General features: G+C 51.3%; 13 protein-coding genes. 2 read left to right on the top strand and 11 right to left on the bottom strand.

Annotated elements, in window-relative coordinates; genetic code table 11:
* Nucleotides 1-336: 336 nt before the first annotated feature.
* Entirely contained in the window at nt 337-1,230 is an 894-nt protein-coding gene (locus tag HV243_RS17430; protein ID WP_053389806.1) for a PocR ligand-binding domain-containing protein, read from the top strand.
* On the opposite strand, the gene cobA is transcribed toward HV243_RS17430, so the two are convergent.
* Nucleotides 1,209-1,997 (bottom strand): uroporphyrinogen-III C-methyltransferase, encoded by a 789-nt coding sequence (cobA, locus tag HV243_RS17425; RefSeq protein WP_053389802.1) that lies wholly within the window; start codon nt 1,995-1,997, stop codon nt 1,209-1,211. The genes HV243_RS17430 and cobA overlap by 22 nt on opposite strands.
* A gap of 405 nt (nt 1,998-2,402) precedes the next feature.
* Here cobA and HV243_RS17420 point away from each other — a divergent pair, with 405 nt between their 5' ends.
* Nucleotides 2,403-3,305: a LysR substrate-binding domain-containing protein gene (locus tag HV243_RS17420; RefSeq protein ID WP_016152298.1), complete on the top strand. Its 903-nt coding sequence runs from the start codon at nt 2,403-2,405 to the stop codon at nt 3,303-3,305.
* Between the two features lie 82 nt (nt 3,306-3,387).
* Here the strand turns inward: HV243_RS17420 and cobO are convergent, their stop codons facing one another.
* From cobO to glmS, 10 genes are all read right to left on the bottom strand, one after another.
* On the bottom strand, nt 3,388-3,990 hold the full coding sequence (cobO, locus tag HV243_RS17415; protein WP_046274722.1) for a cob(I)yrinic acid a,c-diamide adenosyltransferase: 603 nt from the start codon (nt 3,988-3,990) through the stop codon (nt 3,388-3,390).
* Between the two features lie 9 nt (nt 3,991-3,999).
* Nucleotides 4,000-5,652 (bottom strand): class I fumarate hydratase, encoded by a 1,653-nt coding sequence (locus tag HV243_RS17410; RefSeq protein ID WP_016152300.1) that lies wholly within the window; start codon nt 5,650-5,652, stop codon nt 4,000-4,002.
* Between the two features lie 58 nt (nt 5,653-5,710).
* Complete coding sequence (glsA, locus tag HV243_RS17405) at nt 5,711-6,712, bottom strand: glutaminase A (RefSeq protein WP_047359470.1); 1,002 nt, start codon at nt 6,710-6,712, stop codon at nt 5,711-5,713.
* A 125-nt stretch (nt 6,713-6,837) separates the two neighbouring features.
* Entirely contained in the window at nt 6,838-8,142 is a 1,305-nt protein-coding gene (locus tag HV243_RS17400) for a dicarboxylate/amino acid:cation symporter (RefSeq protein ID WP_016152302.1), read from the bottom strand.
* A 168-nt stretch (nt 8,143-8,310) separates the two neighbouring features.
* Nucleotides 8,311-8,628, bottom strand: coding sequence for a DUF4387 domain-containing protein (locus tag HV243_RS17395; RefSeq protein ID WP_016152303.1), 318 nt, complete (start codon nt 8,626-8,628; stop codon nt 8,311-8,313).
* On the bottom strand, nt 8,625-9,995 hold the full coding sequence (locus tag HV243_RS17390; protein WP_016156013.1) for an acyclic terpene utilization AtuA family protein: 1,371 nt from the start codon (nt 9,993-9,995) through the stop codon (nt 8,625-8,627). Before HV243_RS17390 ends, HV243_RS17395 begins: the two co-directional genes overlap by 4 nt.
* A gap of 3 nt (nt 9,996-9,998) precedes the next feature.
* The gene (locus tag HV243_RS17385; RefSeq protein WP_016152305.1) at nt 9,999-11,240 is read right to left on the bottom strand and encodes a methylaspartate ammonia-lyase; all 1,242 of its coding nucleotides are present in this window, start codon (nt 11,238-11,240) and stop codon (nt 9,999-10,001) included.
* Nucleotides 11,240-12,685 (bottom strand): methylaspartate mutase subunit E, encoded by a 1,446-nt coding sequence (locus HV243_RS17380; RefSeq protein ID WP_016156014.1) that lies wholly within the window; start codon nt 12,683-12,685, stop codon nt 11,240-11,242. Before HV243_RS17380 ends, HV243_RS17385 begins: the two co-directional genes overlap by 1 nt.
* 18 nt (nt 12,686-12,703) lie before the next feature.
* A complete protein-coding gene (glmL, locus tag HV243_RS17375) occupies nt 12,704-14,092 on the bottom strand; it encodes a methylaspartate mutase accessory protein GlmL (protein ID WP_016156015.1) in 1,389 nt (462 codons plus the stop codon).
* The gene (glmS, locus tag HV243_RS17370; RefSeq protein ID WP_016152308.1) at nt 14,092-14,541 is read right to left on the bottom strand and encodes a methylaspartate mutase subunit S; all 450 of its coding nucleotides are present in this window, start codon (nt 14,539-14,541) and stop codon (nt 14,092-14,094) included. The genes glmL and glmS overlap by 1 nt, the downstream gene beginning before the upstream one ends.
* Nucleotides 14,542-14,647 lie beyond the last annotated feature (106 nt).

Here is a 14,647-nt window from a genome sequence, read left to right as displayed (position 1 = left end):
ATATTATTCAGGAGGGCCTTTCACATTCACATGATGATTATCACAAATAAGCACATCATCGATTCAAATTAAAAACGGGTAATTTATTGAAAATAATGAAGTTAGGTGTTGGGTGTTGCGAAAAGAGTCTCACAAGAGAGTGTGAAGATTCGTTAATCTTTGAGAAAGCGAAGTCGCGGTGTGCTGCAGAGTATTATCGTGGTCGCTATAATTTTCTTGCCAATTGATCATAATCATCTGCACAAATGAGATTATTTTTTGCGGTGAGCATCATTCTTTCCTGAGGCTAATTTTTGCATATTAGCGGCCTTAATATTATTAATGCCGGAGGATAACGTGCCGCTGAAAATCCAGGATGACTATTTACACCGTTTTTTCTCTATCGCAGAACTCTTCTCCCGAGCCACTGGGTTAGCCACAGTCGTCGTTGATATTAACGGTATAGCCTTGTCTAAATGTCATAATTTTAATTCGTTTTGCACATTAATGCGTGCGGATGAGCGCTATCGAGCAGGTTGCCAAAAGTGCGACAAGTACTGTGCTTTTGAGGCATTAAAACAGCTTAAACCCAGAATACTCACCTGTCATGCAGGGCTAAGTCTGTTCTCGATGCCATTAATCCATGAGGGACACCTTTACGGTTTTATTATCTGCGGGCAGGTGCGGGTAAAATATCAGGAATATGAAACTATCGCTATTGATAACAAAAGCTCATGGATTAATAACCCCGAAATTAAAGCTGAGTGGGGCCAGTCTGCGGTGGTGGATAATAATGTGCTGGTGGCGTCGGCAAATTTGTTAAGTTTTATTGTTGATAATTTTGAGAAAGAACAATTGATCTCTGAGAAGATTGAGGTTCCGGAAGCCCGATACGCTCATCATTATTTCACTGAGCCTTCACGTCACGAGAAAAAACTTATGGCGGCGCTGCGTTATATTGACGAGAATTTGTATGGTGAATTGTCTTTGGAATCTGTCGCGGCTCATGTGTGCTTAAGCGCGAACTATTTCAGCCGGTTTTTCAAGAAACGCCAGGGTGTTAATTTTAAAACCTGGGTGAGTCAGAAAAAAATGCAAAAAGCAGGGGAGTTATTACACGATCCGGTTCATTCCATAGACAGTATTGCCAGGAAACTGCAATACGCGCAAACCAGTTACTTTTGCCGCGTTTTCCGGGCGGCGCATCAAACGTCGCCCCAGTCTTTTCGTCACGCCAGACTTTCGCAGTAAAGATTGTCTGGCAGCGTGATGGCTTCAGGTATAAAAGAGAGCCGATCGCTCAGGGTCACCACATCTCCGATTACAATCAACGCCGGTGGAACAATATTAGCTTCCTGCGCCTTGCTCAATAATGAACCGAGCGTGCAGGTCAGGCGACGTTGATTTTCTCGGGTCGCGGACATAATTAGCGCGGCGGGCGTGTCTGCTGATTTCCCGCCCATCAACAGCTCTTCACAGATAAACGCCAGATTGGCGATACCCATGACGATGACCAACGTGCCATTAAGTTTCGCCAGTTGACGCCAGTCCTGCTGCTGATTGCCTTCCCGCGTGTGGCCAGTCACCACGTGAAAGCTGGAGGCAAAATCGCGATGCGTCACCGGGATACCGGCATAGGTCAGGCCGCCAATCGTAGAACTAATACCCGGTACAACTTCAAAAGGGATGCCCATTTCAACCAGATCCTCAACTTCTTCAGCCCCACGGCCAAATACATACGGATCGCCACCTTTGAGGCGCACAATGTTGTGGTGTGTTTGGGCATACTGGACCAGCAGTGCGTTGATTTCATCCTGGGGAACGCAATGGAAGCCTGGATTTTTGCCGACATTGATAAGCAGGCAGTCAGGTAATGCCCATTCCAAAATTTTAGGATTGACCAGCCGATCGTAAATAATGACGTCGGCCTGTTTAATGCACATCATTGCTTTGAGGGTCAGTAATGAAATATCACCAGGACCTGCTCCAACGAGCCAGACCTTTCCGAAAGTTTTCACAATGTGTCCTTTATCACGTCTGTCAAAAAATGGCACAAACGACATCAATGAATGATTAAAAGCAGTCGTTTGCCCGTAAGTTATAACGTGAAATTATCCAGGATTAGCGCATGGATAATATTGATTAATCTCGCAAAGTTTTTTCTGCAATAAACAAGAAGACTTGAAAAATTATTAAGAACTTATTGGCACTATTTACTTAGGTTTAACCTTATTTAAATTGTGTTTATTGTTGTGCTTGAGTATTATTGGTTAATATTTATCCGCCATCAGTGTGAGCAAATCATGGATTGGATCAATGACATCAATGGAGAAAATAAAATATAACTCTCGGTGCTTATCTGGGTGCCTTGAATTATTTTTTATAAATTAAACTATTTTTGTACGCTGCATATGGAAGAGGTTATGAGAGGAAAAATACCCAAGACGGAGTTGCTGGTAACTTTTGAAGTGGTTGCGCGTCACGAAAGTTATACCCGGGCAGCTGAAGAGTTGGCGTTAACACAAAGTGCTGTTTTCCGCCAGGTGAATGCACTGGAGGATTTTCTTAATACCGCGCTATTTAATCATGCCAAAAAACGTATTTTTTTAAATGCGGCCGGCAAACACTATTTAAGTATCGTTAAAGAAACGTTAAATAAACTCGAGCGCGATACGACCACAATAATGACCTGGCAACCGACCGTACAGGTTATTGAGCTGGCGGTAAATCCGACGTTCAGTACGCATTGGTTGATCCCCAACCTGCGCGAGTTTAACAAACTCAATCCTGATATTATTGTGAACATCCATTCGCTGGCGAATATCGGTGATTTTCTTAATCGTGAGTATGATGCGGCAATTATGCGCGAAGATTTCTACTCACCGTGGTCAGAGGTTGAGTACCTGTTTGAAGAGGAAATTCTGCCAGTATGCAGCCGCTGTCTGCTGGCTGAACCGGAACGGAAACTGTCAGTCCACGAACTGCTGAACGAATACCCGCTGTTGCACCAGAGTACGCGAATCAAAGGCTGGCAGGAATGGTTTGCGCTGTCCAACGTCAGCAGCCCGCTGGTAAATAAAGGCCCGAGATTTGATCTGTTGTCGATGTTGATTGCGGCGGTCCGTTCTAATCTGGGGGTTGCGCTGCTTCCTCGTTTTGCCATTCAGCACGATCTGGACAATGGAGATATGGTCATTCCTTGCGATGTTCCGATGCGCACCGGGAACCGTTTCATTATGACGTGGCGTGAAGAGAAATCGGAGTCTGCGCATTTACAGACATTTCGTAACTGGTTGCTCAGTAAGTCCGTGGTGTCGGCTACCTGATGGTGGTTTGCGCTTTATCAGGCCTACAACGATTGGTAGGCCGGATAAGACGCGTTAGCATCGTTATCCGGCAAAAGAACGGCTACCAGTCGATTCCAATCTGTGCCTGAATCCCGCGGTCAAACGCGTGCTTGACCGGGCGAATTTCACTGACCGTATCGGCCAGTTCCAGTAACAGCGCATGGCATCCGCGCCCGGTAACGATGACGCTTTGCTCCGCAGGGCGATTTTCGATGGTGCTGATAACCTCCTGGGTGTCCAGATAGTGGTAAGCCAGCATGTAGGTGAGCTCATCCAACACCACCAGATCGTACTGCGGATCAGCCAGCATGCGCTTACTTTCCTGCCAGACTACCGTTGCCGCCTCGATATCCGCTTGCCGATTTTGGGTTTCCCAGGTAAATCCGGTGCCCATAATATGAAATTCGACACCGAGCGGTTGCAGCGTGTTGTACTCGCCATTATCCCACTGACCTTTAATAAACTGCGCGATGCCAACGGTTTTTCCGTGACCAACCGCGCGCGTTGCCGTACCAAAGGCTGCGGTGGATTTTCCTTTACCGTTGCCGGTGAAGACAATCAGGATCCCTTTCTTCTCCGTTGCCGCCGCCACGCGGGTATCAACCTGTTCTTTCAGTTTCTGCTGACGCTGGCGGTGTCTGTCATTATTGGCTCGCGCTTCCATGGTGACTCCTTAATGTCCTGCCGGACAGGTTGCGCAGCGATGCTGCTGCTCAAACTGGCTAAAGAAGTTATTGCCTTTATCATCCACTAATACGAAGGCCGGCATATTTTTAACTTCCATCATCCACACCGCTTCCATTCCCAGCTCGGGATATTCAAGGCAGTGCAGGCTCTTCACGTACTGCTGCGCCAACAAGGCTGCGGCGCCGCCAATGCTGCCAAGGTTAAAACCACCATGTTTGCGACACGCATCCGTGACTTGCGCGCTGCGGTTGCCTTTCGACAACATGATCAGACTGCCGCCCGCGGCCTGGAAAGCATCGACGTAACCGTCCATGCGCCCGCCGGTTGTGGGACCTAGCGAACCGCAGGCCAGATTACTGGGGGTTTTAGCCGGGCCCGCGTAATAGACGATATGGTTTTTCATGTAATCTGGCATCGGTTCGCCGTTATCCAGGCGCTCTTTGATTTTGGCATGCGCGATATCGCGAGCCACAACAATCGGGCCGTTTAACGATAAACGCGTCCCAATTGGCAGAGTGGTGAGATCCTGCAGGATCTCGCGCAGCGGACGATTCAGATCCAGTTGTACGGTCTGGGCGCCATTTTCCACCCGCTGTGAATCGGGAATAAATTTGCCCGGATTATGCTCGAGTTTTTCCAGCCAGATTCCGTGTTTGTTGATTTTGGCCTTGATGTTGCGGTCGGCTGAGCAGGAGAGAGCCATGGCGATAGGGCAGGAGCCGCCATGGCGTGGCAGGCGGATCACCCGGATATCGTGGGCAAAGTATTTGCCGCCAAACTGCGCGCCGATGCCAAACTCGCGGCTGGCGTTGAGCAGCTCGGCTTCCAGCGCCGTATCGCGGAATGCCTGACCCAGTTCATTCCCGCTGGTGGGCAGGTTATCGTAATATTTAGTTGAAGCCAGTTTAGCAACTTTCAGCGTCTGGTCGGCGGACAAGCCTCCAACGACGAACGCGATGTGATACGGCGGGCAGGCGGCTGTACCCAGTGATTTCATTTTTTCGATCAGAAACGCGGTGAGCTTTTCCGGCTGCAGAATAGATTTAGTTTCCTGGAACAGCGCCGCTTTGTTAGCAGATCCGCCGCCTTTGTTGACGAACAGGAAACGGTATTCGTTACCCGGCGTGGCGCTGATGTCGATTTGCGCCGGCAGGTTAGTCTGGGTATTGACCTCGGTATACATGTCCAGCGGGGCATTTTGCGAGTAACGCAGGTTGTTTTCGGTGAAGGTGGTGTACACGCCTTTGCTTAATGCTTCTGCGTCATCGCCGCCGGTCCAGACATGCTGTCCTTTGCAGGCCACAATGGTTGCCGTCCCGGTATCCTGGCAGTTGGGCAGGACGCCTTTGGCCGAAACCTCAGCATTGCGTAGCAGTTGCAATGCGACGTACTTATCGTTACTGCTGGCCTGCGGATCGTGCAGAATGCTGGCTATCTGTTTTAAATGTCCGGCGCGCAGGAAAAATGAAGCCTCATAAAATGCCTGCTGGGCTAATAAGGTTAGCGCTTCTGGCGCAACCTTAATCACTTCCTCTCCGTCTAACTCCGTTACCGCAACGTGCTGGTTACTCAGTAATTCATATTCGGTATTATCTTTACTCTGAACAAAGAGTTCCTGCCAGACAAATGGTTTAGACATGTTTACATCTCACCTTTTAGTTAATATGTCGGATGGCGCTCACGCCATCCGTAATTGCTTAATGCGCTAAAAAGACATTGGCTTTTGTCGCTTCGGCGACATATTCGATCGTTTTCTGGGCGCGAACGCTGTTACCGGCTTCATCCAGCGGCGGAGAATAGACGGCAATTGCATATTTGCCCGGGACAACGGCGACCATGCCGCCGCCGACGCCGCTTTTTGCTGGGATGCCCACGGTGTAGAGCCATTTACCGCTGCCGTCGTATAGTCCGGCAATCGCCATTTCTGCCAGCACCTGCGGAACATATTTTTCATTCAGCAACTGCTTGCCGTTGAATGGAGATTTGCCTTTGTTCGCCAGTACCGCCCCCATTTTGGCCAGTTGCTCAACGGTGATATCCACCGAGCACTGACGGGTATAAATTTCGACGGCTTCGTCGGTATTGCCATAGAAGCTGTTATAGGATTCCATCAGCTTCGCCAGCGCCTGATTGTGCTGGTTGGTTTCCATCTCGGATTTAAATACCGGCTCATTAACCGTAAGCGTGGCGTCGGCCCAGACGTTCAGGTTGTCGAGGATTTTGTTCCAGCGATCGGTTTTGTCTTTGGCTTCAATCAGGCTAACGGTGCTCATCGCCCCGGCGTTTACCAGCGGGTTCTCAGGCGCGCCTTTGGTCAGCTCAACCGCTAAACCGGAGTTGAAGGGCATGCCAGTGGCATTGGCCCCGAGTTTGTCCAGCACCACCTGAGGGCCGTGCTGTTCCATGGCGAGCGCCATGGTGAAGACTTTGCTCAGGGATTCCATGGGGAAGGGTTTGTTAACATCGCCAACCTGGTAGATCTTGCCGTCCACCGTGGCAATGGTGATGGCAAAGTTATTCGGGCTGTAGGTCGCCAGGGCAGGGATGTAGTCGGCGACTTTTCCATCGTGGTTACTTTTATATTTTTGATGTGCCTGGTCGATAAGCTTTGCGTAATCCGGCGTGGTTTGCGCGAGAGTCGTTGCGCTAAACAAAACGCTGAAGGAAAAAATACTCACGCCGAGAAGAGTTTTAGTCATGGTGCAATCCTGTTGGTGTGCTCATCATGGTGCCGGATGGCGGCTTACCGCCTTATCCGGCCAACGGATAGTTAAACGTTATGCAGGCCGGATAAGCGCAAGCGTCATCCGGCAATAACGTCGTATCAGGACAACGCGACTTCTGTTTCGGTAACCGGACGTTCTTGTTCCGGGGTCTTCACTGGTGCAGTGCCACGACAACCCTGGCCGAAGTGTTCACCTTCCCAGCGACCTACAATGGCAGCACCCATTGCGTTACTCATGACGTTGGTAGCAGAACGACCCATATCGAGGAACGGATCGACGCCCATCAACAGGATCAGACCGGCTTCAGGAATGTTGAACTGGTTCAGGGTTGCGGCGATAACCACCATTGATGCACGCGGTACGCCCGCCATCCCTTTAGAGGTCAGCATCAGGATTAACAGCATGGTAATTTGCTCGCCCATGCTCAGCTCAATGTTGCACGCCTGAGCAATAAAGACGGTGGCAAATGAGCAGTACGCCATGGAGCCGACCAGGTTAAAGGAGTAACCGATAGGCAGAACGAAGCTGGCGATTTTTGAAGAAACGCCGAATTTTTCCAGCTTGTCCAGGGTGCCAGGGAAGGCGGCTTCTGAGCTGGAGGTAGTAAAGGCCAGCAGTGCAGGCTCGAGGATTGATTTGGTCAAACGCGCGATGCAAGGCCCGACTATCATGGTTGACAGGCCAATCAGGATTGCCCACAGCATACCCAGGGTCAGATAGAATTCACCCATGAAGATCCCGGCGCTGACCATTACACCCAGACCACGTTCGGCAATCAGACCAGAAATAGCGGCAAAAACGGTCAATGGTGCAAACAGCATGACGTAGCCCGTCAGCTTCAGCATCACGTGTACCAGTGAATCCAGAACCTTCACGATAGGCTCGGCTTTTTCACCAATCGCGGCCAGGCTGCAACCGAGGAAAATTGAGAACACCACGATCTGCAGAATTTCGTTACGCGCCATCGCATCGACAATACTGGTCGGTACCGCGTGCGAGATAAACACTTTCAGCGTGAATGGCTCTGACTTAACGGCGGCAACAGCCCCGACGTCATGTGGCACGAAGTTGATCCCCGCGCCTGGCTGGAAGATGTTAACGATAACCAGACCCAGTGCAATTGACACCAGAGAGGCGCAAATAAACAGGAAGAAGGTTTTCGAAAATATACGTCCCAGCGTTTTGGCATCGCCCATTTTGGCAATACCAACAACCAGAGTTGAAATAACCAATGGCGCGATAATCATTTTTACCATGCGTAAGAATATAGTGGTAAAAATAGAAATATCTGCTGCATAGGATTTTGCGGTTTCAGCCGCGGCCATATTATTTATGGCCACCCCGGCAATCATGCCGAGTATCAGGCCTAATATGATCATCTTCGTTAAACTTATTTTCTTCATGAGTACTCCATCGGATAAAGGCTGGTAATTGGAATTGTGTAGGGTGGCGTGCGCCTGAGCCTGGACAGCAGCTCAGACGCACGCCTGTTGTGACCAACCGCATGAATAATTCGAAGCACTGTGATACCGCTGAATTCTGTGCTCCAATGGTTGTTATTGTGTTTTTTGTTACAAGTCGAACTCAATACTTAATAATGGAGCGTGTTGCTGAGCACCATAAACATCATTATCACCGACGTTGCCGGAAATAATATCGCGCGGCATGACGATTTTTACGGCATTCGCCGGATCGAACCACACGATATTGTGAATGAAGTCAGGTTCAACATTATATAAACTGGCAATGAGCTGCGGTGTTAATTGCTCGCAGGCTTTTACCCGCTGATAGTCTTCCCTGGTTTTAAATAAAATATCTAAAACCAGTTCGTACGGTCCGGCGTTTTTGGAGCGAATAACCTGCGCCAGTGAACAAATTGAGTGTTTCATGCCTGAACTCCTTCTGGCGTCACCTGTTCAATGTGGAAATCAAATCGCAGCGCATCGCTCGCTTCAATCAGGTGATAGATCGAGAACTCATACACCGGTCCACTTTGAATATCAGATGGCGAGAACGGGAAGGCGAGGTTGCCCGCAGTCGCAATGCGATTTTCATAGCCGTAGTGCAGCAGGGTAGAGCGTACCAGCGAGCAAACGCTGTTGGCGATATCCTGCGTCGGCGCAACGACATCCAGTAAAATCCCCAGCTCATGACCGGCGGTTTTCATCGGTTCATGGTTGCCCATCACACCGTTCTTACCATACAGGTGGAACGTCATGCGGATACTGTCGTCATTCAGTGAGAGGTTACGCGCCACGCTTGCCTGTACCTCTTCGAGAATGGTGTCAATCCCGGCAATCATAATTGGGTCGCGCGTTCCGGCGATGGTCAGGCAACGGAAGCCAACCTGACGCGCGCCTTCCAGTTTCAACGCATACGGTGTTTCTTCATGACGTGAACCACTGACATACACTTCGCCCTCGTTAACCTGGGTAAAGGTGCACGCTTTCAGGTTCAGCACGCCGCCTGGTCCTGGCAGGAAGTACGGATCGGACTTCTCATACAGGGTGTGCGCCGCAGCGGAAGTTTCAGTGAACTTACGCTTGGGATTGAACGCCTTCAGCGTAAAGCCGTTGTCATCAATGATCCCCATCGCACAATCTGAGCCGGAGCCAGGGGTGGCGGCAATGGCAGCACACTCAAGGATCTTCCCGCAATGAAGTGCCAGACCTTCATCAAAGCCCTGCATTATTGGCAGCGCGGCGAAGCAGGCCGGATCGTAGGCTCGTCCGCCCAGCACCACCTGCGCGCCAGCTTCGAGTGCACGCTGAAAAGGCTCGACGCCCATCTGCGCGACAATGTAGGTGCTCTCTTCAATTGCATCGTGAGTCAGTTCAGGCACAAAATCGAGCGCGGTGATTTTGCCGTTATCCAGCGCCTGATGAACGATTTCTTTGTCGACATCAGACGGGATTAACGCCATTGAGAAGGACAGTTTTTCTTCCTGTGCGATCTCATGGATTATCTGGCGACACCACTCCAGATGCGGAGCTGCGCCAGAACCACCGGCCGTGCCGATCACTACCGGGATGTTGTTCTTCACGCCTGCCACGATCATATAGCGCAGATCGCGTTTCACACCGGCCCGGTCGGTAAAGGGTTTACCCGCCCCCAGATAGTGGGGGCCTGGATCGGAGGAACCTGCGTCAACAGCAATAAGATCCGGTGACTCTTCCATGGCTTTACGAAAACTTTCTTCCGGGAAGCCATAACCCAGGATAGCCGTAGGCGATAAGATCTTAAATGTGCGTGCCATCTCTTAATCCTTAGTTTGCAACAGCGCGATGGTGCGGTTCATTTCGTTAAACACGATGTTGAGACCTTCATCGAAACCCATACCCGGCTTGATCAGCATGCGCATTGGACGCGCAGCCAGCGCGACGTGTACGCAGGTACGCGCACTGATTTCCGTTTCGTTACAGGTACCGCCCTGATAGGCTTCCATTCCGTGTTTGTTGCAATACAGCACCGCATCGACGATGTTGTGAATACCGCCCAGATCCGGGGTCTTGATCTGCACCATGTGGCAACTGCCCGCGTCGGTGAAGTCCACGATATCCTGATAGGTGTTACACCATTCATCCGCAACAATTTTCACGCCGGAACCCAGACGGGTAAGCTCCTGAGTGATCTCGGTGAGCATGCGGATCTGATCCGGCTTGTTACCGGCATCTACCGGGCCTTCAATGTACAGCGGCAGGCCTTGAGCTTCGGCTTCCAGGCTGGCGATGTATTCGGCGCAACGCACCGGATCCATATCGAAGATCAGACCGATGGTGCCGTAGACATCAATATGCAGCGTCGGGTGATAGGTTTCGTTGGTGCGCAGGCTCAGGATGCGGTTAGACAACCAGCGGACGTACTCACGCAGTTTTTCGCCTTTGAAGCCCAGCTTCTCTTCTACGTTATTGATCAGCGCATGCGGCAGGACGTCCACACCTTTGAGGATCATCTTGTCGACGGCGATATAACGGTCGTCGCCGCTCTGGCCAAATAATGGAATGGCTTCCGGGACGCACGGCAGTTGCCATTCATCACAAACCACTTCTGCTTTCAGACGACCGGTAGCCAGTGCCGCCGCGTCGAGCAGCGCCTGAGACAGACCATAACGTACGGCGGTATGCAGCAGATGGCCGTCAATACGCAGTTCGTCAAAGAAACGGGCGTTGGTCAGGAACGAATCAACGTCGCGGCCTTCCAGCAGCGGTTTGATGTGATCGTTAAGGAACGGAATGAAGTTTTCAGCCAGGAACAGCGGATCGCGTCCACCTGCACCTGAATATTGCACCGCTGCACAATCGCCCACCGCTACCGCGCCGTTTTCCAGAATCAGCTGTACGGATACGCATTCACCCGCCTGACGAACAGATGTAAATCCAGGCGTTACCGGAGCGCCGGTATAGATAAACCCGTCATGACCGGCGCCGTTTTTGATGGCCTGCTGATCGTCAAAATAAAATGAGGAGTAGCCAGCTGTGAAAAGGGCCTGTTTAATTTTCATTATGGTCTTCCTATTAATTTACTGTGGGATACGGCGTTGATGTCATCAATGACCATCTGGAAAGAAGGCTTGCGGCCTTCGAAATGCGCGCGCTCTGCGACGTAGTCGTGGTGCAGGGCAAGAATGTCTTTCGGCAGCGGAACGGCACCGGCTTCGAGAATACGGATGGCGCCTGTGTTATCGCGAACAGGCAGGATCTTACCGGCGTTACAGGCGGCAGGCGCGAAAGGTACATCCAGTACGCCTGCTTCAAAGGCCAGCACCGTACCGCGCGCAATGTCGCCATTGCCCAGTTCGAAGACTTTCTTCAGCACCGCGCGGACTTCGCTCTTAATCAGATCAACTTCCTGCTCCACGGCAGCGCACTGCGGGAATTTCTGGTCGCTGACCATGTTGAGCATCTGGCGTGAAGCTTTCAGACCCTGGGCGTTCGCTGCCGCCGTTGGGATACCGAACGCTTCGTGCGGGCTTTTGGTGATCACTTTGGTGGCACCTGACATACCGGCAACCGCTGCGCCCCAGGCGATAACGGAGAAGGCTTTTGCTTCATCTTCCGGGAATCCGCCCATCCACTGGTGGAAAACGGTACTCAGTTCGTAATCGTCAAAGCCGTGGTTATGGAAATATTCGTGGGAAAGTTCGCGCAGCGCCTGAATCGCTGCAATATCCTGCGTTAGGCTACCGACCTGGCCGTAGCCAACGGTAATTGACTTGACGCCTTGTTCCAGAGCCAACAGACCTTCGATAATCGCCACCGAGTGGGACATAAACGGCGGGATCAGGGTGCCGGTCAGTGGGCCAAACGGTTCACGGTTGATACGAATACCGTTCTCTTCGTACAGGCCCATCAGGCGGTCGCAGTACTGCCAGTCGCGGATGGATTTTTCCAGAGTGACACGTTTAGCGTAAGGAATGTTGTAGGAGATGCCGCCGCCTTCGTAGCTGGTAAAGCCACTGGCCATGGCGATTTCTGCCAGCAGGCGCGCATCCGGCGTGCCGTGACGAACCTGGATCGGTTTTTCCAGTGCTTCAGTCATACGACGGCAGGCAGCAACCCCGTGATTGACGACCGGTAAACCATTCAGCTTGGAAGTACCTGCTTCGATAGATTTCTGGATCCCGACAGCGGCTTCTTCATAGCGGTTCAGACGGGTATAGGCATCGATAGTACTCGGCAGGAGGTCGCACTCTTCCTGCAATGTTTTGAGCAGTGCAATATGCTCATCCATTAATGCTACGCCTGCGCGCGGCTGGCTCAGGGTTTTCCCTTCCTGATCGGCCTTCAGCAGAGCAAGGGAGAAGCGCTTTTTATCCGGAATTGATTGCTGGTACTTCACGCCATCTTCGAAGTTCTCAACGTCTTTGCCGGTTTCCCAGGTTTGTAATACCTGATGCCTTTCGGTCATGAATTCGTCATGGGTCAATTTTTTATTTCGAAGTTCCATTCGTAGCTGCCTTAAGTTTTATAGGGTTAAACACTGAATGCTGGTGCGAGCAGCGGCTTGCGGGTACAGCCTGGCGACGTTTGCCAGTAGCGGGAGCAGGCCATTTGAATCGCGGTAATACTCAAACTGATTCGGTAACAAAATTCTTTTACCCTGGTCGTCCAGCTCCCGGTATTTGAGCCAGTTATGGATATCGAACTGGCTGGCGCGAGAGAGCCATCCCCCTGAACCGACGACTTTGCGTACGGTGGTGAGATCGCGACCCATCTGTAAATCCACGTTACCCACGCAGGTGCAAACCTGCTTTTTAGTGCCCGCGTGGCGCTCAGCGGCATAGCCCACGCACAAACCTGCCAGCAGGGTGTCGAAATATTTCTCCTCCTCGCTGAGCGGCAGGTAATCCGGTTGCCCAACCAGATGACGCAGGTAGCGGTAAAACGCTTCCTCGCGCTGCGGTTGTTGGGCGAAGATGACTTTCACCATATCCTGCGTGCTTTCTCCCACCACGACGGCGGAAACGCGCATTCCCAGGTCGCCTTCAACGGTACGTTTGACGAACGGTTCAGGAACACCATGCAGGACGGTATCGGGGGAGAGGGTATTCGCGCTGGCCGAATAGACATCCGTGGTGGCTCCGCCCATATCAATCAGCATGAATTCCTTCCATGCGCTGTCGTAATCGCTAATGGCTTTGACTAACTCATATACCGTCCATGGCGTCGGCATTGGCTCTTCGCCGGTTTCGCCGACGATGACGTCCAGACCTTTACCTTTGACAATGCGTGACAAGAACACATCGCAAATCGCCTGGCGCGCGGCAAACGGATTCGGGTGATCGAGGTCAGGCAGAATGTTGTCTACCGTGGTCAGATCTTTATGTCCCAGAATCGTTTGTATTTCGTCCTGAATGTCCCGGTTTCCGGCGTAGATAATGGCGCAATCAAGCGTTGAGCCTGCCAGCGCATGCGCATTCGCCAGGCCGTAGCTTTCTTCGCCACCGTCTGTACCGCCGGTAAACAACAGAATATCTGGCGGTGATGATTCCAGTTCCTGGATGTCATGCCGGTTCAGTTTGTACGAATAATATTGCGCGATTTTCGCTCCTGCCGAATGGGCGGTAACTTTTGCTGATTCCAGCGTAATGGAAGGCACCAGCCCCATTGCTGCAACAGCGAGCCCACCCTTGGCCGAGGAGGAGTATTTCAACTGCACTTCACCACTTTTCAGTAACGGGCGAGCATCGGCAACGTTCAGCACCTGATTCAGGCTGGCAAAAAAACCGTCTGCCAGATGATGTGTGGTGGTTGGGGTCAGGACATGGTTTACTAGGGTTAATTCCTCGCCTTCATGGGCGAAGAGGGCAGCCTTGGTCCATGTCGAGCCGATATCGACAGAAACTGTTTGCATCAGATAGCCTCTTCCAGGCAACGCTGCTCGAGGCCATTGTGTTGGCGAATATCATTGGTGATAAGCGCGCAGACATCTTCCAGGTCGTGGCTCGGTGCGAAGACGCGGTTAAAACCCATCTCCTTAAACTTCACTTCCACATCGCCGAAGTCATGTTTACCAACTACCAGGTTGCCACCGACGTACAGCAGAATGTCGCCGAGGCCGCGTTCGATGCAGCGCTCACGTAACCCGAGGCAGTCAATGTCGCCATGACCGTAGATAGAGGACACCACGATGGCATCGGCGCCTGTTTCAATCGCGGCATCAATATATTCATCCTGGCTCACCATCACCCCGAGGTTGATTACGTGAAAATCATGAGCAGTAAAAACGCGATCCAGAACTTTATTACCTACTGCATGGCAGTCAGCACCGATGACGCCAATAACAAGTGTAGATTTCTTCATGGGTAATCCTCTGTAGGGCTGATGGTCAATAAGTGAAAATTATTTTCTAATATTTAGAACATGGTTTGTGACAACCTCTTAATAGGGTCGGAGTTTCTGTGTAAGC

The sequence above is a fragment of the Citrobacter sp. RHBSTW-00599 genome, from assembly GCF_013784065.1.
GTDB lineage: Bacteria > Pseudomonadota > Gammaproteobacteria > Enterobacterales > Enterobacteriaceae > Citrobacter > Citrobacter braakii.
The sequence above is the reverse complement of the archived record's forward strand: the minus strand, read 5'-3'. Positions and strand labels throughout refer to the sequence as shown.

Bases quoted from the DNA above. Each gene is read 5' to 3' on its own strand.
- HV243_RS17420 (WP_016152298.1), top strand. From the start codon at position 2,403: ATGAGAGGAAAAATACCCAAGACGGAGTTGCTGGTAACTTTTGAAGTG.
- cobO (WP_046274722.1), bottom strand. From the start codon at position 3,990: ATGGAAGCGCGAGCCAATAATGACAGACACCGCCAGCGTCAGCAGAAA.
- HV243_RS17410 (WP_016152300.1), bottom strand. From the start codon at position 5,652: ATGTCTAAACCATTTGTCTGGCAGGAACTCTTTGTTCAGAGTAAAGAT.
- glsA (WP_047359470.1), bottom strand. From the start codon at position 6,712: ATGACTAAAACTCTTCTCGGCGTGAGTATTTTTTCCTTCAGCGTTTTG.
- HV243_RS17400 (WP_016152302.1), bottom strand. From the start codon at position 8,142: ATGAAGAAAATAAGTTTAACGAAGATGATCATATTAGGCCTGATACTC.
- HV243_RS17395 (WP_016152303.1), bottom strand. From the start codon at position 8,628: ATGAAACACTCAATTTGTTCACTGGCGCAGGTTATTCGCTCCAAAAAC.
- HV243_RS17390 (WP_016156013.1), bottom strand. From the start codon at position 9,995: ATGGCACGCACATTTAAGATCTTATCGCCTACGGCTATCCTGGGTTAT.
- HV243_RS17385 (WP_016152305.1), bottom strand. From the start codon at position 11,240: ATGAAAATTAAACAGGCCCTTTTCACAGCTGGCTACTCCTCATTTTAT.
- HV243_RS17380 (WP_016156014.1), bottom strand. From the start codon at position 12,685: ATGGAACTTCGAAATAAAAAATTGACCCATGACGAATTCATGACCGAA.
- glmL (WP_016156015.1), bottom strand. From the start codon at position 14,092: ATGCAAACAGTTTCTGTCGATATCGGCTCGACATGGACCAAGGCTGCC.
- glmS (WP_016152308.1), bottom strand. From the start codon at position 14,541: ATGAAGAAATCTACACTTGTTATTGGCGTCATCGGTGCTGACTGCCAT.